Annotated in this window: 17 protein-coding genes; 14 read left to right on the top strand and 3 right to left on the bottom strand. The window is 72.1% G+C overall.

The genetic code is table 11. The annotated features are described in order from the left end of the window. Window positions 1-413: 413 nt before the first annotated feature. Window positions 414-1,787 carry an AMP-binding protein gene (locus tag DQE82_RS15910; RefSeq protein ID WP_069088287.1) on the top strand — a complete coding sequence of 458 codons (1,374 nt, stop codon included), beginning with the start codon at window positions 414-416 and terminating at the stop codon, window positions 1,785-1,787. A gap of 42 nt (window positions 1,788-1,829) precedes the next feature. On the opposite strand, the gene DQE82_RS15905 is transcribed toward DQE82_RS15910, so the two are convergent. Further along, entirely contained in the window at window positions 1,830-2,267 is a 438-nt protein-coding gene (locus tag DQE82_RS15905) for a cold-shock protein (protein WP_064445434.1), read from the bottom strand. 156 nt (window positions 2,268-2,423) lie between these two features. Between DQE82_RS15905 and DQE82_RS15900 the strand changes: the two genes are divergently transcribed. Beyond that, window positions 2,424-3,086, top strand: coding sequence for a 4'-phosphopantetheinyl transferase (locus DQE82_RS15900; protein WP_043322816.1), 663 nt, complete (start codon window positions 2,424-2,426; stop codon window positions 3,084-3,086). Here the strand turns inward: DQE82_RS15900 and DQE82_RS15895 are convergent. After that, on the bottom strand, window positions 3,083-4,495 hold the full coding sequence (locus DQE82_RS15895; protein ID WP_113973083.1) for an acyl-CoA synthetase: 1,413 nt from the start codon (window positions 4,493-4,495) through the stop codon (window positions 3,083-3,085). The two genes, DQE82_RS15900 and DQE82_RS15895, sit on opposite strands and share 4 nt — an antisense overlap. 197 nt (window positions 4,496-4,692) lie before the next feature. On the opposite strand from DQE82_RS15895, the gene DQE82_RS15890 reads away from it, so the two are divergent. The 12 genes from DQE82_RS15890 to DQE82_RS15835 all read left to right on the top strand — a co-directional run bounded on the left by DQE82_RS15890 (window position 4,693) and on the right by DQE82_RS15835 (window position 15,672). Then, window positions 4,693-5,358, top strand: coding sequence for an HAD-IA family hydrolase (locus DQE82_RS15890; protein ID WP_043322821.1), 666 nt, complete (start codon window positions 4,693-4,695; stop codon window positions 5,356-5,358). A gap of 304 nt (window positions 5,359-5,662) precedes the next feature. Then, complete coding sequence (locus DQE82_RS15885; protein WP_043322824.1) at window positions 5,663-6,604, top strand: ABC transporter ATP-binding protein; 942 nt, start codon at window positions 5,663-5,665, stop codon at window positions 6,602-6,604. Next, window positions 6,601-7,338: an ABC transporter permease gene (locus DQE82_RS15880; protein ID WP_043322827.1), complete on the top strand. Its 738-nt coding sequence runs from the start codon at window positions 6,601-6,603 to the stop codon at window positions 7,336-7,338. Before DQE82_RS15885 ends, DQE82_RS15880 begins: the two co-directional genes overlap by 4 nt. Before the next feature lie 254 nt (window positions 7,339-7,592). After that, the gene (locus DQE82_RS15875) at window positions 7,593-7,835 is read left to right on the top strand and encodes a DUF5988 family protein (protein ID WP_104112198.1); all 243 of its coding nucleotides are present in this window, start codon (window positions 7,593-7,595) and stop codon (window positions 7,833-7,835) included. A 20-nt stretch (window positions 7,836-7,855) separates the two neighbouring features. Continuing rightward, window positions 7,856-8,236, top strand: a complete 381-nt coding sequence (locus DQE82_RS15870; protein ID WP_064445437.1) for a glyoxalase/bleomycin resistance/extradiol dioxygenase family protein — start codon at window positions 7,856-7,858, stop codon at window positions 8,234-8,236. A gap of 457 nt (window positions 8,237-8,693) precedes the next feature. After that, on the top strand, window positions 8,694-9,257 hold the full coding sequence (locus DQE82_RS15865; RefSeq protein ID WP_113973082.1) for a dihydrofolate reductase family protein: 564 nt from the start codon (window positions 8,694-8,696) through the stop codon (window positions 9,255-9,257). A 178-nt stretch (window positions 9,258-9,435) separates the two neighbouring features. Continuing rightward, entirely contained in the window at window positions 9,436-11,667 is a 2,232-nt protein-coding gene (locus DQE82_RS15860) for a hypothetical protein (RefSeq protein WP_233514682.1), read from the top strand. Between the two features lie 141 nt (window positions 11,668-11,808). Continuing rightward, complete coding sequence (locus DQE82_RS15855) at window positions 11,809-12,930, top strand: glycosyltransferase (RefSeq protein ID WP_370446797.1); 1,122 nt, start codon at window positions 11,809-11,811, stop codon at window positions 12,928-12,930. Between the two features lie 40 nt (window positions 12,931-12,970). Next, window positions 12,971-13,825: a DMT family transporter gene (locus DQE82_RS15850; RefSeq protein WP_043322834.1), complete on the top strand. Its 855-nt coding sequence runs from the start codon at window positions 12,971-12,973 to the stop codon at window positions 13,823-13,825. Beyond that, window positions 13,822-13,956 (top strand): hypothetical protein, encoded by a 135-nt coding sequence (locus tag DQE82_RS31330; RefSeq protein ID WP_255358557.1) that lies wholly within the window; start codon window positions 13,822-13,824, stop codon window positions 13,954-13,956. Before DQE82_RS15850 ends, DQE82_RS31330 begins: the two co-directional genes overlap by 4 nt. A 45-nt stretch (window positions 13,957-14,001) precedes the next feature. Further along, window positions 14,002-14,538, top strand: a complete 537-nt coding sequence (locus tag DQE82_RS15840) for a phosphatase PAP2 family protein (RefSeq protein ID WP_158559977.1) — start codon at window positions 14,002-14,004, stop codon at window positions 14,536-14,538. Between the two features lie 747 nt (window positions 14,539-15,285). Continuing rightward, on the top strand, window positions 15,286-15,672 hold the full coding sequence (locus DQE82_RS15835) for a hypothetical protein (RefSeq protein WP_113973079.1): 387 nt from the start codon (window positions 15,286-15,288) through the stop codon (window positions 15,670-15,672). Window positions 15,673-15,753: 81 nt separating this feature from the next. On the opposite strand, the gene DQE82_RS15830 is transcribed toward DQE82_RS15835, so the two are convergent. Continuing rightward, a complete protein-coding gene (locus tag DQE82_RS15830) occupies window positions 15,754-17,391 on the bottom strand; it encodes a hypothetical protein (protein ID WP_233514681.1) in 1,638 nt (545 codons plus the stop codon). Between the last annotated feature and the right edge of the window lie 491 nt (window positions 17,392-17,882).

Raw genomic sequence — 17,882 nt, 5'->3', positions numbered from 1 at the left:
CCCATCCGGCCCGAAGGCTGATCTAATGCGGCACACGTCAATGCGATAAAGCCGTGACGGCGAGCTGCCGGGCATCGAGGAGGACGTTTTACGGTCGATTTTCGCTCGCTGAGGACAAATGCGGCCTCTGCATTGTTCGCCGAGCCGGAGTGAGCGCTCGGGTCGGCCGTTGTGTCAGGACGGCCGGGATTCGGTCCTAGCTGGCCAGTAGGCCCGGACAGGGGGATTCGGACTCGGCGGCTAGGGGTTGTGCCCGACGATAGCCCGGCCCTAATTTCGGGGCACCCGGTCTCCACCGTCTGGATAGCCGGACATGGGGCCGTGCAGGCCCGAGACCTGAAGGGTTCTGTGGCCGTCGTGATGTCCCAGCTGCCGCCGCGACTCGTTGCGGCCCCGCGCAGGGGATAGCGGAGATGACGCTGCTGCCGGTGCTGCGTGGATTCGGTGCGGATCGGGCCGACGCGGTCACGGTGGCCGGAGAAGCCCTCTCCAGCGAGGCCCTGCTGGGCTGCGTCACCGCCGTCGCTGATCGGATCAGGGGCGCGACCGCGGTCGCGGTCGACGGCACACCGACGCTGGAAGCGGTGGTCGGAATGCTCGGCGCCCTCCTCGCCGGGGCGCCGCTCGTACCGCTGCCTCCCGGCGCCGACGAACGCGAACGCCGCCGTATCCTGCGGCAGTCCGGAGCGACGGTGATCCTCGGCCGTGCCCCGTCCGGGGCCGACGGCCTGTCCACGATCCCGGTCGACCTGCGAGAACACGCCTCGACGCGGCATCCCGAGCCCGCCCCGGGCAGCGACGCCGTCATCCTCTACACAGGTGGCGCATCAGGGCCGCCACGAGGGGTGCGCATCTCGCGCCGCGCCATCGCCGCCGACCTCGACCTTCTGGCCCGTGCGTGGCACTGGAGCGAGGAGGACGTGGTCGTCCAGGGCACCCCGCTGTTCCGGGCGTACGGTCTGGTCGTCGGCCTGCTCGGCGCGCTGCGGGCCGGCAGCCGTTTCGTCCACCTCGACCACGCCGGCACCGGGCCGGTCGGCTCCGTGCACCTGGCGTCGCCCGACCAGTGGGCGAAGATAGCGCTGGACGGCCACCGGGCCCGGCCGCTGTCCGCGGCGCGGATCCTCGTTTCCGCGGACGGCCCGCTGGCCCGCGCCGTGGCCGAACGGCTCCGACTGCTCACCTCGCACCGGCCGGTGCAGGCCTACGGCACCACCGAGACGCTCGTCGCGCTGACCGGGCGCCCCGGCGACCGTACGGTGCCGGGCGCTGTCGGCACCCCCCTGCCCGGCGTCGAGACGCGCGTGCTGGACCGCGAGGACCGGCCGGTGCCGGCCGACGGCCAGTCGGCGGGCGAGCTGAGCGTCTGCGGGCCGATGCTGTTCAGCGGGTACGTCGGCGGGCGGAGCCTCGCCGCCGGTCGCTGGCACGCCACCGGGGACCTGGCCAGCGTGGCCCCCGACGGCACGTACCGGATCATCGGGCGACGCGGGCTCGACGTGGTGCACAGCCGGGGCCGGCGGATGCCCGCCGGGCAGATCGAGGAGGCGTTGCTGAGCCACCCCGGCGTGCGCGACGCCGCCGTCGTCGGCACGCCGCACCACGCGCTCGGCGAGCAGGTCACCGCCTACGTCGTCGCCGAGGGGGTGACCGCGCAGGTGCTCATCGACCACGTCGGCCGGTACCTCTCGGCGGGCCAGCGCCCCCGGCGGGTGCACTTCGTCGACGAGTTGCCGCGCAGCGCCTTCGGGCGGATCAGGAAGTCCCTGCTGATCGCCGGCGGCTGAGCCGGCCGGACAGGGGGCAGCGGTGACCCGCCCCCGCCACGGTCAGCCCTCCACCCAGCCGTGCCGCCGGGCCAGCTCCAGCATCCTCGCACGTACCGCCACGATCTGCGCTCCGGTCAGGTCCGACACGGAGGTCACCAGCGCCTCGGTGGTCTCCGCGGAGAAGGCCCGCTCGGAGAGGACGTCGCACAGGCCCTCGTCGTCCTCCGCGCCGCCCGTGGCCTGCCCGCTGTCCCTGCTGCGCCCGCCGCCGACCGCGACGCCGGACACCCGCACCAGCACGGCCTTGGGCCCGCGCTCGGTCTCCACCGCGTCGTACTCGACCGGGACGCCGGGCGTCAGTGCCCACTTGTCGCCGTCGAGCATGTTCGCGTGCACGAACACGTCGTCGCTGCCGTCGTCCGGGGCGATGAACCCGTAGCCCCGCACCTCGTCGAACCGCACCACTTTGCCAGTGAGCATCGCCATTCCCGCGTCCATCCGCCCCAAATCCAGGTGCCCCGCCCGCAGGACCGGGACGGCGCTCAGAGTGGCACCTGTCCCGTGCAGGCCGGCACCCGTACCCGACCCCTATGGTGCACCTATCGCCGAGGCCCGCCGCGGCGAGGGGTGCCGCAGCGCCTACCATCGGCCAACGTGATCGAGCAGATCCTGCCCTCCACCGTGGCGGTGTCCGAGTCCTTCACCGATCCCGCCGGCGTGACCCTGTTCCCCGAGGAGGAGGCGCTGGTGGCACGGTCGGTGGAGAAACGACGCCGGGAGTTCACCACCGTGCGGCACTGCGCCCGGCTGGCTCTCGGCGAGCTGGGCCTCGCCCCGGCGCCGATCGTCTCCGGCGCACGCGGTGCCCCGCTCTGGCCCGACGGCGTGGTCGGCAGTATGACGCACTGCGATGGCTACCGGGCGGCGGTCGTCGGCCGTACGGCGGCGTTCGCCAGCCTCGGGGTGGACGCCGAGCCGCACGCCCCGCTGCCCGACGGGGTGCTCGGAGCGATCGCCCTGCCGGCCGAACGGTCGCGCACCGTCACGCTGGGCGCGGTCCGCCCCGCCGTCTGCTGGGACCGCCTGTTGTTCAGCGCCAAGGAGGCGGTGTACAAGGCGTGGTTCCCGCTCACCGGCCAGTGGCTGGACTTCTCCGAGGCGGACATCGTGTTCGACCCGGCCGGCACGTTCGAGGCCCGGCTGCTGGTGCCCGGTCCGGTGCTCGGCGGGGCCGAGGTGCGGGCGTTCGCGGGCAGGTTCCTGGTCGAGCGGGGACTGGTGGTCACCGCGATCAGCATCCCGGCGGTCGCGTCCTAACCGTCGGCGCTGAGCCGCGTCTTCTGCACCTTGCCCAGGGCGTTGCGGGGCAGGGCGTCGACCAGGCGCACCTCGCGTGGTCGCTTGTGCGCCGAAAGGCGCCGGGCCACGAAGTCGATCAGCTCGGCCTCGCCCACCCCGTCGCCCACCACGTACGCGGTGACCTGCTGACCGAGGTCGGGGTGCGGTGTGCCCACCACGGCTGCCTCACGGACCCCCGGGTGCGTCAGCAGGGCGTCCTCCACCTCCCCGGCGCCGATCCGGTAGCCACCGCTCTTGATCAGGTCGGTCGACGCCCGGCCGACGATCCGGTGCCAGCCGTCCGGGTCGACGGTGGCGACGTCCCCGGTGCGGAACCAACCGTCCGGGGTACGGCTCGCCGCGTCGGCGTCCGGACGGTTCAGGTAGCCGTCGAACAGCGTGGGGCCGGTGACCTGAAGCTCGCCCATCGCCGCCCCGTCGGCCGGGAGCGGGGTGCCGTCGTCGCCGACCAGCCGCGTACGGACCCCGGGCAGCGCCAGCCCGACGGTGCCGGGCCGGCGTGGGCCGTCCGTCCGGGCGCTCACAGTGATCAGGGTCTCGGTCATCCCGTACCGCTCGACGACCCGGTGACCGGTGAGGGTGGCGAGGTCGGCGAAGACCGCCGCCGGCAGCGCCGCGCTGCCCGAGACCAGCAGCCGCGCCGGACGCAGCGCCCGGGCCGCGTCCGGGTCGGCGGCGATTCGGGACCACACCGTCGGCACCCCGAAGTACATCGTGCCGTTGGCGGCGGCGTACCGGTCGGGGCTGGGGCGGCCCACGTGGTGCAGCCGGCCGCCCAGCCGCAGTGGTCCGAGCACGCCGAGCACCAGCCCGTGCACGTGGAACAGCGGCAGGCCGTGCACCAGCAGGTCGTCCGGCGTCCATGCCCAGGCGTCGGCCAGCCCGTCGAGGCAGGCGGCGATCGCGCGGCGGGAGATCACGGCGCCCTTCGGGGCGCCGGTGGTGCCGCTGGTGTAGAGGATCACCGCGGTGCAGGCCGGATCCGGCTCGGGGTGGACGGTGTCCGACCGGCGGGTCAGGTCGACGGGTACGACGGGCCGGCCGGCGTCACCGACGGTGCGTTCCGCGCCGGCCGGGGCCAGCAGCGCCGTCGCGTCCGAGTCGCGCAGGATGTGATCGCGCTCCATCGGCCCGGCGTCCGGCGGGATCGGCACGACCGCAACCCCGGCCGTCAGCGCGCCCACCACGCCGACCACGGTCTCCAGGGTGGCGGTGGCCTCGATCGCCACCCGGTCGACGCCGCGCAGCTCGTCGGCCACCGCCGTGGCAAGGCGGCGAAGCTCCACCCAGGACGCCGCCCGGCCGCCGACCCGGATCGCGTCCGGGTGCTCGTCGGTTGTCTTCGTCAGCCAGCCCAGCAGCGGCATGGTGCGATCCTCTCAGCGGCCCGGTCCGAGCCCTGCCGGGGGCCGCGACGCCGGTAGGGTCGTGGGGTACCGCCGGATCCGGGCGGGCGAGTGCGCCGCCGGTGGGCCGGGAGAACGGTCCTGACCGTAGTCGGGGGTCTCCGCGGCCTGCCACCCCTACCGGCCGTGGCGGTCGTGCGGGCGGGGAGGTGACATCGATGGTCGCGAGGGCGACGGCGGCACCCGACGGTGTCCGGGCGGTGGTGTTCGACCTCGACGGGGTGCTGGTCGACAGCCTCGCCGTGGCCAGAGAGGCGTTCGCCCTCGCCTACGCCGAGGTGGTCGGCGACGGCCTGGCCCCGGTCGACGAGTACTGCCGCCACCCGGGCCGGTACCTGCCGGAGGTGCTGGAGCTGATGGGTCTGCCGGCGGCGCTCGCCGAGCCGTTCGTGCGGCAGAGCAACCGCCTTGCACACCGGGTCAGCCCGGTCGTCGGCGCGGCGGAGCTGCTGCGCACCCTGCGTCGGCGGGGGATCGGGCTCGCCGTGGCCACCGGCCGCAGCGGTGTACGCGCCCGGGACCTGCTCGGCCGGCTCGACCTGTTGCCGCTCGTCGACCACGTGGTGGGCTCGGACGAGGTGCCCCGCCCGAAGCCCGCGCCCGATATCGTACGGCGGGCGCTGCACCTGCTCGGGGCCCGGCCGGAGGAGGCGCTGATGGTCGGCGACGCGCCCAGCGACCTGGCCAGCGCGCGGGCGGCCGGGGTGACGGCGGTGGCCGCGCTGTGGGGCGAGTCCGACGAGGAGACGCTGCGCGCGGCCGGCCCGGACGTCGTTCTGACCCGGCTCGACGAGCTGCTGCCGCTCTGCCCGGCACGGCGGTGACGAGCCACACCGGATCCGTGGGCGAGAAGCCGCCCGGAGCCGCCGCCCGCCCGGACGGGACGCCCGGACACCTGGCGTGACCGGGCGACACCCCTGTCGCCGGGCGGTACCCCTGTGGAGGATGGTTTCCCGCCTCGACACCCCCGATTCGTCACCTGATCAGTTGATCGGGGCATCGGTTGCGCGGATGATGTCGGGCGTCGGTCGGCCCGGGTCCGGCCCGTTGCCGCGGACCGACGCCGCGATCAGCCGAGTGGTCCGCCCTTCCCGGCGGCAAACCGCACATGAAGGAGGACCATCCCGGATGCCGGTCATCGAGGTCGATCATCTGCAGAAGCGGTACGGCGAGAAGGTCGCGGTCGACGACGTTTCCTTCACCGTCGAGCAGGGCGAGATCTTCGGCGTCCTCGGCCCGAACGGCGCCGGCAAGACGACCACTGTGGAATGCGTGCAGGGGTTGCGCCGTCCCGACGGCGGGACCGTCCGGGTGTTCGGGCTGGACCCGGTGCGCGACCGCACCGAGGTGCGCCAGCGCGTCGGCGCCCAGCTCCAGGAGAGCCAACTGCCGGACAAGGTGCGGGTGCGGGAGGCGCTGGACCTGTACCGGTCCTTCTACCGCAACCGGGCCGACATCGACGAGCTGCTGACCGACCTCGGCCTGGCCGAGCAGCGCAACACCTACTTCCAGAAGCTCTCCGGCGGGCAGAAGCAGCGGCTGTCGGTGGCCCTGGCGCTGGTGGGCAGGCCGGAGATCGCCATCCTCGACGAGCTGACCACGGGCCTCGACCCGCAGGGCCGCCGGGACACCTGGGATCTCGTCGAGCGGATTCGCGACCGCGGCGTCACCGTCGTGCTGGTCACCCACTTCATGGAGGAGGCGCAACGACTCTGTGACCGGATCGCGATCATCGACAAGGGGCGGATGGTGGCCATCGACAGCCCCGCTGGCCTGCTCGCCCGGGTCGGCAGCGAGCACCGGGTGCACTTCCGCCCGGCGGAGCCGGTCGAGGACGCCCTGCTGCTCGCCGCGCCCGACGTGACCGGGGTCAGCCGCTACGGGGCGGAGGTGACGGTGACCGGCACGAAGGACGTGCTCCAGTCGGTCCTGGCAGTGCTCAACGGGCGCGGGACGACCTACACGGACCTGCGGGTCGAGCAGCCCACCCTCGACGACGCCTTCGTCGCCCTGACCGGCCGCGGCGGCCGGGCCGCCGCGCAGTCCCCGACCGACGGGAGGTCGTCGTGAGCGCCCTGTCCAAGCTGATCGCCGTCGAGACGAAGCTGTTCCTCCGGGAGCCCGTGTCGTTGTTCTTCGTCTTCGCCCTGCCGATCGGCCTGATGCTCGTCTTCGGCCTGCCGCAGCGTGCCGGTACCGCCGCCGACACCGGCCAGCACGCCGAGCAGACGTTCCTGCCGTCGCTCGCGCTGGCTCTCACCATCGGCATGCTCGCGCTCTTCACCCTGCCGATGGCGCTGGGCATCTACCGGGAACGCCGGATCCTGCGCCGTCTGGCGACCACCCCGGTGCAGCCCGCGCTGCTGCTGGTCGCCCAGGTCGTGGTCAACCTCGTGATGGGCGTGCTCGGTGCGGTGGTCACCTCGATCGCTGTGCGGTTCCTGCTGGACCAGCCGGCGCCGGCCAACCTGCCCGGGTTCGTACTGGCCTTCCTCCTCGGGGTCGCGTGCCTGTTCGCCGTCGGCCTGCTGATCGCGGCGCTGGCGCCGTCGGCCCGGGCGGCACAGTCGATCGGCCCCGCGCTGTTCTTCCCGCTGCTCTTCCTGGCCGGCGCCTGGCTGCCCCGCGACCGGATGCCGGGTGCCCTGGCGGCCGTGGCCGACTACTCGCCGCTCGGCGCGACTGTCGACACCATCGGCGCGGCGTGGGCGGGGGCCGACCCCGAGCTGCCGCAGCTGATCGCCCTGGCCGTCACGGCCGCCGTCGCCGCCCTGGGGGCGACGCGGTTCTTCCGCTGGGAGTGAGCCCGCCTCCCGACCGGGCTGGTCCGCCGGCATCGTCGCTGCCCAGGGCCGTTTCTAGGGGTGCGCTAAGGGTGCTCACGAAATGTGATCTGCACTACGTTCGGAGCTGAACGGGTGGCCGCTCACCGGACAAGGACGTTCGACCGCGGAGCGTCCGTTCACCCGGCAACGGGTGTCGTTGGACCTGTGTGGACCGAACCGCGTCCCGCCTGCGGCGGCTCGTGGGGTGTGCGGAATGCGACGGAGGTCGTGCCATGAAGGACGTTTCGCAAGCTGATCCGGTCGCCCGGGACGCCGCCGGCGTCATCGATGTCGTCCTGGAGGGCGGCCCGGCCGGCCTGCCGGCCGATCTGCGCAGCCGTCGGGTGTCCAGGGCCGAGAAGAAGATCAAGATCCTGTACTACGGCGGGTACGAGCACTTCGAGCGGGGCGCCGCCGCCGCGACGGTCGAGCCGGTGGTCTTCCGCTGGACCGGCCGGACCCGGATCGCCGAGTAGCGAAGGGACGCAGCAGTCTCATGCGGGCACAGGACCAGCGGACGGGGCCGCACCTGACGGTCAGCGACACGAGCGAGGCGATCGCCTTCTACACGGACGTCTTCGACGCCGTGGCCATCCAACGGGAGTGCCTGCTCGACGGGCATGTCGTGCACGCGGAATTGGCCGTCGGCGGTCATCGCCTGATCGTGAGCGAGTGGTGGGAGGCGGGCGACCCGTCGGTGGCCGCGAACCGTGACGAGGTGTTGACCATCGAGCGGACGGACCCCGAGTCGGTGCTGCGGCGGGCGGTGGCCGCGGGCGCCCATGTCGAGCCGCCGGCTGCCCCGTCGCACCAGGTCACGTTGCGCGACCCCGCCGGCCTCTGCTGGACCGTCGTCGGCCCGCAGCGGGCGGGGTAGGGCGAGTCCCGGCGGACCCGGGACAGGCCGCGGGAACCCGTGCGTACGGCGCGGGTTCCCGCGGCCTGTCCGGCGGGACGTCGCCGGAGTCCGCGCGGTGCGCGGCGCCTGGGCGCTCCTCCGGTCTCCTGGTCAGCCGCGCGGCGGTCCCGCCGACAGTCCGGCTTCCGCCGTCAGGTCCTGAGTCGTACGCGGGCCGGCGGGGGCGACGATCAGCTGATCGTCTGCCGGGCCGACGGTTCCCTCAGCGCCTCCGCCACCAGCGTACGCAGCCGCCCGGCGGTCGCCCCGGCCGGCACACGCGGCGGTGGGCGTGCACCGTTCGCCGTTGGTGTCGGCCGGAGGTGTCGGATCTGGGCAGGGGTGTTCGTAGTCAATGAGCGGGGCAGCCCACGAGGCTGCTGGGTGATGCGCCCGTGCGTCCAGGCTGTTGCGGTTGACCATCGAGAGGTAAGGCATGGCCAAGCTGATCTATGTGAACAACGTGTCGCTCGACGGCTACATGGAGGACGAACGCGGCGCGTTCGCCTGGTTGCCGATGGACGACGAGGTGTTCGTCGTCTACACCGATCTCCTGCGGTCCGTGGGCACGTTCCTCTACGGACGGCGGCTGTACGAGGCGATGGCCGTCTGGGAAACCGACGCCGCTCTGGCCGGGCAGTCCGACCTCATGGCCGACTTCGCAAGCGCCTGGCAGGCAGCGGGAAAGGTCGTGTACTCCACGACCCTCGCCGCGGTGTCGACCGCCGACACCCGACTCGAACGCCGCTTCGACCTCGCCGCGGTACGCGAACTGAAGGCCACGGCCGGCAGCGATCTCACCGTTGGAGGTGCAAACCTCGCGGCGCAGGCTCTTGAGGCCGGGCTGGTCGACGAGTGCCAGCTGTTCGTCTGGCCCGTGGTCGTCGGCGGGGGTAAGCCGGGCCTGCCGTCCGGCATGCGCGTCGACCTCGAACTCCTCGACGAGCGCCGATTCCGAAACGGCGTCGTACACCTCCGCTACCGCCCTGTCGGGCAGTGAACGACGGCCCGTCCGATCGCCTGCGCTTGCGTGAAGGTGGGGCGCTGACGGCTGATCCGACCGGATGAGGTCGACCATCACCCACTTCGGTGAACGCATCCCGGGCGCGGCTCAATCCCCGCTCTCGGTGTTCGGTGTTCGGCAGCGGCACCGTGGCAGCTTCTGTGACCCTGTCCTGGTGAGCGCGCCCGGTGACGAGGCTGTCGAGCTGCGTGTTCACGGGGTCTCCGGCGCGTCGGCGGAGACCATCGTCGATCATCCGATCGTGGTGCGGGTGGCGGGGGACCGGCACGCCGGGTTCTACCGGGTCCGGGAGGGACTCGGTCGGGCGGGCGGCGCCACCGCCGGGGTGGTGGTGGAGGCGTACCGGTGGGGGGCCCTGACCGCGGGGGTGGCGGTGCGGACGGCGTCCATGCTGCTGCTGTTGCCGTTCATGCTGGGCAACCTCGCGGTCTGGCTGCGCCCCACCCTGGCGGACCGGTTCGGCCTGCTCGGCGGGTTGTGTCGCCTGCTCGCCGGGTCGCTGACCGTGGCGTTCACGCTCGCGCTGGTCGGGGTGAGCATGAACCTGCCCGGCTGGCAGTGCGTGCCGTACGTGGAGTGCCGGCAGGGGCGGCCGTACCTGTCCTGGCTGGCGGCGTTGCCAATGGGCCCGCGCCTGGCGGTGCTGGCATTGGTGCCGCTGCTGGCGTTGCGGGTGTTCTGGGCCGTCGGCGCGCGCTCGGCGCGTGCCTTCGAAGGCTTCGAGGCCGCCCCGCCACACGAGCGGGTGCTGGAGTCGACCGGGAGCCTAGCCGCACCGGGGATCTGGCACGACGAGCGGATGACGTCGTGGCTGCGTCAGATCCATGTCGGGCTGGGCGCCGGCACTGTTTACGTCAGCCTGGTCGTCGCGGTGTCACACGATCGGTGGAACGGCGTAGCCGTCGCGCTGCTCGGCCTCACCGGCGGACTCGTGCTGTTCTGCGCGGCGCTGCTGCTGGTGACAGTGAGCGTGAGGTGGGCCGGCCCGCTGCGACGCCTGCTGTGGATCCTCGTCGCGGTGGCCACCGTGTCGAGTCTCGGATACGCCGTGTCCCGACGGGAGGTGCCGGTGGTGGCCGGGCAGATGCCCGGCTACGAGGGCGCGGCCGCCGGCCTGGTCACCGCGCAGGGACTGCTGCTGGTCCTGATCGCCGCGGTGACGCTGGCGCGGCAGCACACCCGGCCGGCCGGCTCGCGCGCGCTGCTGCGCGGACTCGGCACGCCGCTGGTGGCGGCGATGTCGGTCACGGTCACCTCCGCCTACACCACCACGTTGGTGTTCCGGACCGCCGACCATCTCGACCGGGGCCGCATCCCCGACCCGATCCGGCCCAGCCCACCTGCGCTGGGCCCACTGGAACCACCGGTGGCGTACTGGTGGGCCGCGCTCGCCGGGCTGGCCGCGTTGCTCGTCGTCACCGCGGCGATTGCCCTCACCCTGCCCGCCGCCCGGCGCCGTCGTCGGGCGTACGCGCAACGCGTGGTCGAGCGGGACTACCCCGACGCGCCCGCTTCGGCGGCGCCGCGGCTGGCCGCGGTCCGCGACACGGTCGCCCGCTCCTTCGTCACCGAGGAACTCGGGCCGACCCTGGTCGCGTTCTTCGTGGTCTCCTCACTCGGGCTCGCCACCGTGGCGCTCGACCTCGTCGGGATCGGCCCCACACAACTCGCCGCCCGCCTCAATCGGCGCCACGACGTCCTCGCCGTGCTCACCGCATATGTCACCGACATCGGTATCTGGATCATCAGCCTCATCGTCGTCGGACTGCTGATCCTGGCCTACCGCGCGTACCGGTCGCCGGAGACCCGCCGGCTCGTCGGCGTGTTGTGGGATCTGGGCACGTTCTGGCCCCGGACGGTGCACCCGTTCGCACCGCCCTGCTACGCGGCGCGGGCCGTGCCCGAACTGACGCGGCGGGTCTGTGCACTGGCCGCGCATGGGCCCGTGGTGATCTCCGGGCACAGCCACGGCTCGGTACTGGCCGCCGCCACCGTCCTGCACCTGCCATCCGAGACTCTGCCACGGATCGCGTTGCTGACCCACGGCAGCCCCCTGTACCGGATCTATGCCCGCCTCTACCCGGCCTACCTCGGCGAACGGGTGCTGTGCGAGCTCGGTGAGCGGATCGACTGGCGGTGGCGCAACCTGTGGCGTGATACCGACCCGATCGGCGCGCCGATCTTCGACCATCCCGACCTCACGCCTGGCGTACCTCGGGAGGCCGCAACTGTCGACGTGCGGCTGCGCGATCCCCGCGGTGTCACCGTGGAGCCGACGGACACCGTTCCGCCCGCAGTGGAACGCCACTGGCCGTATCACACGCAACCGGAGTACCAGGACGCTGTCAGGCTCCTCGTCGGGAGGATCCGTGGCCGTGCGCCGTAGGTGGTGAGGTCAGGTTCGGGGCGCGGCCTGGACGACCACGGGGGGAGTCGCCCAGGCCGCGTCGGTGGTCAGGTGTGACGACGGTGACAGCGGGTACCCGCGCCCGTGAACAACGGGTGGCGGGAGCATCCTCATGCCCGGATCCCTCCCGGAACGTGGCCTGCACCGGATCGCCGGTGTGGCGGCGGAGGGATCGTCGTGGTGTCGGCCGACATCGGCGCGGGCCACGACGCCGCCGCCGCTGAACTGGCTGCCCGGCTCGCCCTCGACGGCGTCGAGGTGCACCACCTCAACTTCTTCACGTCCCTGCCCAAGCCCCTGCACGGGATGATCCGCGAAGGTTACCGGTCGCTGTTGCGCTGGTGCCCGCTCAGCTACGACGCCTTGTTCACGATCACCGACCGTTCGCCACCGCTGGTGGCTATGATCAGGTCCGCCTTACGGTCGGCCCGCCGGCGGATGCTGATGCAAATGCCGCCGGACACCGGCCTGGTCGTGTCGACGTTCCCGTTCGCCAACCAGATCCTCGGCCCGCTGCGCCACAGCGGGAGGCTGAGCACACCGGTCGTCACCTATGTCACCGACTTCGTCATCCACCCGACCTGGATGGCGACCGGCGTCGACACCTACTGCGTGATCCACGAGGCCACCCAGCAGCAAGCCGCTGTTCGTGGCGCACCGGACGTCCGACTCGTCGACCCGCTTGTACCCGCCCGCTACCGGCCACCGACGGATGCCACCAGACGCGCCGCCCGCGCCCAGTTCACGCTGCCCGAAAAGGGAAGACTAGCGCTCATCGTCGCCGGGTCCTGGGGTGCCGGCGACGTGGCCCGTACCGCCAGGGAGGTACTGGCCGCCGGCTGTGTCACACCAGTGGTGGTATGCGGACGAAACGACAGCCTGCGCCGGCGCCTGGCCGGCTTTCCCGGGCACGTCATGGGCTGGGTCGACGACATGCCCACCCTCATGCAGGCGGTGGACCTGATCGTGGAGAACGCTGGTGGCCTCACCTGCCAGCAGGCACTGGCCGCGGGTCTGCCCACCATCACCTATCGCCCGCTTCCCGGCCACGGCCGAGCCAATGCGCAGGTGCTCGCCGGCGCAGGCCTGACCACCTACGTCCGAAACCCCGCCGACCTGTGCCAGGAGTTGACCCGCACAGCGGCTTCCGCCCTGCCGGCGTTCACCAGCGCCGACGACATGGCCGCGATCGTGTCCGCGACCCTACGGTCCGGGGCCGGAGTGGATGGGAACCCGCGGTGACGTCCCGGCGCTCACCCGCGGACCGCTCCTGCACCCAGCCATGATCTTTTACGCGCTGGCCGGGGCCTTCAGCTTCGCGCTGTCCGCCGCGCTGCATCAGCGCGCCGCGGCCCAGCAGCCGCGCTTCGCAGCGCTCGACCCGCGGCTGTTGCTGCGGCTGTTCCGCAACCGCCTGTGGCTTTCCGGCTGGATCCCGGACACGGCCGGAGTCGTCTTCCAGGTGCTCGCGTTGCGTTCCGGCGCGCTCGCGGTCGTGCAACCCATCATGGCCAGCGGGCTGTTCATGGCAGTGCTGATCGAGGCCGTCATCGCCGGCCAGCGCGTCGCGCGCCGGGACCTGCTCGCGGTTGCGGTGGGCGTGGTGGGCCTGACCGCGTTCCTGCTTCTCGCCGACGTCCGCGCCGGCGTGACCCGCCCTGCGCCGACGGCCTGGACGGTCGCCATGAGCTGCGCGGTGGCGGCCATTACGGCCTGCGTCCTGGCCGCGCGCCGCCGCCATGGCGCCGCGCGGGGCGCGCTGCTGGGCGTGGCCAGCGGCGTCGCGTACAGCTTCGCGGCGGCGCTGGTCAAGGACCTCGCCGGCGGCTCCCCGGGCTCCCTGCTGTCCGCCGTGGTCAGCTGGCGATCCGCGGCGCTGATAGTGGCCGTCGCCATCGGGCTGATCCTGAATCAGGCCGCCTTCCAGCACGGTCGCCTCGCCGCACCCCTGACAGCTCTCACGCTCACCGACCCCGTCGTCAGCGTTCTCGTCGCCATCACCGTCTTCCGGGAAACACTCTCCGACGAGCCCATCCGTATCGTCGGCCTTGTCCTGGCGGCCGTCACGGTCGGCGGCGGCGTGTGGCTCGCTGCTTCCGCCTGCTCGGCGGGATCGGTCGAACACCGCCGACGGTGACCGTCACCCTTCCCGGTGCCTTCGTGGGCGTGCTGCTCGGCGTCGGCGCACCCGTCGAGGCGGTCGCCGTCGCGGTGACCATCGAACTGGTCGCCGACGGGCTGCTTCGCCGACCGGAACGCCGCGGATAACCCGATCTCCCCGAGGTCCCGCCACCGAGTCGGCAGGATGACATGGTGAACTACCGCCTGTTCGAACTCATCAACGATCACGCCGGACGCATCGACGGTATCGACGACGCCATGGAGTTCGCCGCGACCAGGTTGCTGTATCTGATCTTCGCAGTCACCGCGTTGCTTGCCGTGGTGACACTGCGCCGCCGACGAACACGCCCGGTCGTCGAGCTCGGCGCCGCCCTGGTCCTCGCCTTTGCCGCAGCCACCGTCCTGGCGCATTCGAACAGTCAGCAGCGCCCGTTCCAGAGTCATCACGTGCACCAGCTGATCCCTCACGGTGCGGGAGTTTCGCTGCCCAGCGACCACGCCACCGCCGCGTTCGCGCTGGCGTTCGGCGCTTACGCCTTCCTGAGCCGCCGGTGGGGCGTGGTACTGGCCGGAGCGGCGCTTGTCGTCGGGGTCGCCCGCGTCTGGGTCGGCGTGCACTACCCAGGCGACATCCTCGCCGCGGCAGTCATCGCCGGCCTCGCCGTCGTGGCCGTCAGCCTGGCGGGCCACCGCCGGCGTCGACTCGGCGCACCGAGTCGACGAACATAGCGGGGCACCAGTCAGCCGGACCCTGGCTCCGATCATCACATTTACGAGGCGCCACCGCGTGAAGCCTTCGGTAACGACGAGGCCGTCACCAGTGATGACCGGCGTATGTCCCAGGACGTGCCTCATGCCGGGCTGCCGCGAGGCAGACCATGCGTTGGGCGCTCTGCTTGTGACGCCCCTGCCATGGCCGCCGCCCGCGCAGGCGATGTGCGGGGCGGTGGCTGTGCCTCGGGGAGCGGGCTGCCCGTTGGGCCCTACGAGGCGTCCGCTTGGCCTGGGCGGTCAGGGGACCCAGCAGACGGAGGTTGCCGTGGGCCGGGACGCCGGGGTCGGTGGCGCAGAGGAACAGCGTCTGGTCCGGGGCACCCGGCATGGCGCCTCGTCAGCATGCTCGGTCCGACCGCCGGGTGGCTCATCCGCTTGATGCCGTGCCCGCGCTCGTACACGTGGTGCCTGTTCCGGCAGGTACCGGACTGCGGATTCCTGATCGGCAGCTCGCTGACGAGCTGGTTGTTCGGGTGCACGGGTCGCCCGGCACGCCTGCACGGCCGGTGCATGTGGTCACGCACCGACCGTTTTCGGCCCGCCGGAGGTCACCCGCAGCGGTGACGCTCCCGCTTCGGTGTCTGGGATCGGCTCGTTTCGGCAAAGATCGGAGGGCGGGGCAGGCGCAGCAAGGGCCCGAATGGGTGTCTGCCCGCCACATCGACGCTCCGCCAGCAGGGGCGAGTTCCTACGGAGGGTGTGGTGGCCGACGGGAACGCAAGCGACAGGGGCCTACGGCTGGCGGCTGTCCTGCTGGGCCTGGCCGGGATCTTCGACGCGGTAGCTGGTGCGGCCGACCTGAGCGGCGCCCGCTACGTCTCGCTTGCTGACGGTGCCGTGCACGAGCACGACCTCACCGGCTGGGCTTGGCTGCATCTGGCCGTCGGGGTGTTCACGGCGCTGGCCGGAGCCCTCGGACCGCTCCGCCGCCGTTGGTCGACGTCCCTGGCTCTGGCTGCAGTGGTGATCTTCGTCGGGCTCCACCTGTTCTTCCTCACCTATCACCCGATCCGCACGGTGCTGGTGCTCGGACTGGCACTGGCTGCCGCCCGCTTACTGATCATCAATCGATCTCGCGCTGTCGCTTGAGAGCGTCCGGGCGACGGTACCCGCACGCCTACGCAAGCGAGTGGCCGGCTCCGCGGTGGGCCGGCGACCAACGAGGACGGATCAGTCGGTTGGCTGACACACCTTCCCCGTGAAGGCGGGATCGGGTTGCCGGAACGCGGACCAGGCCGGGTTGGCCGCGATGGGCAGGGGCGGGGCCTGCCAGGCGGCGCCGAGACGTTGCAGGAGTGGGTACTCCTCGCGTTCCTGCTGGATCGGTTCGCCGGAGAGGAAGGTCAGGAGCCGGTCTTCGACCAGGCTGCGGTTGAGAAGACCCCCGTGTACGCCGGGCATCTGGAAGACGGGGATCCCGCTGTAGTCGCCGGGTGGCGCCTCTGCGGCCGTGGTGGTGGGAATGAAGGCGACCATCCGGATCCCGGGCACCGGACACATGAGTTGGTTACGGTAGAACGGCGCGTCGTCGACCAGGGAGCGGATGAACGGTTCGTCGGGCCCGGCATGTGGGCCACCGAACAGGCGCATCACGCCGAACACGATCCGAAGCTGCGATCCCGTCGCCACGCCCCAGCCGTGGTTCTCGCGCGGGGGCGGGTAGTAGGCGCGACCCGCGTTGATCAGGGGACTGAACATGGCCAGCGTGTCGACGGCGGGGTGCGCTCGCTGCTGAAGGTAGGTTCGGGCGACGATCGCGCCTTCGCTTTCCCCGATCAGGGCGATCGGCCGGCCGGTGCGCTGGTGTAGCCGTCGCACCTGTGCGTCGAGGAGTCCCACGCTGTCCGCCACCGAGATCGTGGTGTCGTGCGGCCGGTAGGGCAGGGGTGTGCCGTCCCGGCTCAACCCCCGGTAGGAGAACCTCTCGACACGATTGTCGAGAGGTTGCTCGCCCCCGTACGACGACCCGTAACCTGCGAGGACGATGACTGCCTGCGGCACGTCGGGCGGCAGCGGGTGGTCGAGGACCACCGCCTCGGCCCGCAGGCTCTTGTCCGGCACCGCATCCACCATCGGCGGGATGAGCAACGGCACCGCAAGGGCGAGAACCGCCGCGACGGGAGTCGCCGGCACCCTCACCCACCGTGTCGACGGATTGATCAGCGCGGTACGGACCGTCCGGTTCCACAGCAGCCCGTTGACCAACCCGGCCACGGCGGCCACCGGCACCGACCACCAGCCCGGCAGACTCCAGCACAACGCGCCGGCCACGGTCAGCACCACGAAGTTGAGCATCGACCATCCCACCAGCGAGATCGACGGCAGGCCTCGCCACCACGGCCCCACCACGGCTGCCCGTTGCAGGAATGGCGCCAGCAGGAACAACGGCACCAGGGAGGCCAGCAAGACCCAGGACAGCGCCACCACCGACGCGGCCACCGAGATCAAGGCCCACGGGGCGACGAAGACCGCCACCAACGCGGCGAGCCCGACATTCCGTTTCAACAGCCACCGCGCCGGTGGCCGAGGCACCTCAGCCGGCCATGCCAACATCACCAGCAGCGTGTGGAAGAGCCCTCGGGCCACCACCAGCAAACTGAGCCAGAACACGAACGACGGCCACGAGTCGTGATAGACATACAGCCACCGCAGGTCGTGGTAGGTGTCGTACGGCCACACCGCCGCCGCCTGCGGCGCGAGGCCCCGCGCCGCGACGAAACCCAGCGAGACCAAGACGACGGCCTCGACCGTCGGAGACACCGCGGTCAGCAGCAGCAGGCCCACCAGTCTGCGGTCCGCGACCAGCACGCTGCCTCCCTTGCCGTTGCCTCTGCATGGAGATTTCCGCACACCACGCCCAAAGGGCGGCGTATCCCGCAAGGCCGTACCCGATAGGAACAGCACCGCCGCGCCTGCCGGGATGGCCGGACCGCGAAGGCCGCGTTGCTGGCGCCGCCGGCTGCCCTTCTGGGAGCGGGTTCGGACCCTTGTCAGCGAGTCGACATCCGCGCACCGCGCCGGCTACTCCACCACCGGGCGGGCCCTCACCCTCCGGCAACCTGTCCGACATCGACGCCGCCGGCCGCGGCGGCTGCACCTGCATCCTCGACGTAGGGACGGAGTTCCGCGACGCTCGGTGCGGCAACCTCGTGCCATCGCGGCAGCGCGTTCGAGCACCGCCTGCCGTCGGATCTCCTCGTCTTCGCACCACAGTTGCAGGAATACCCGACGACGGCTTCCCCGACGTGCGCCCGCGTCAGCTCGCGAATGGGGTACTGCGGGCGTCCCTGGCGTGCCAT

Origin of the sequence: Micromonospora sp. LHW51205, from assembly GCF_003315815.1 — a bacterium.
In the GTDB taxonomy this organism is placed as follows: Bacteria; Actinomycetota; Actinomycetes; order Mycobacteriales; family Micromonosporaceae; genus Micromonospora; species Micromonospora chalcea.
Note: the sequence above shows the minus strand (reverse complement) of the source record. Positions and strands in the feature narration are given on the sequence as shown.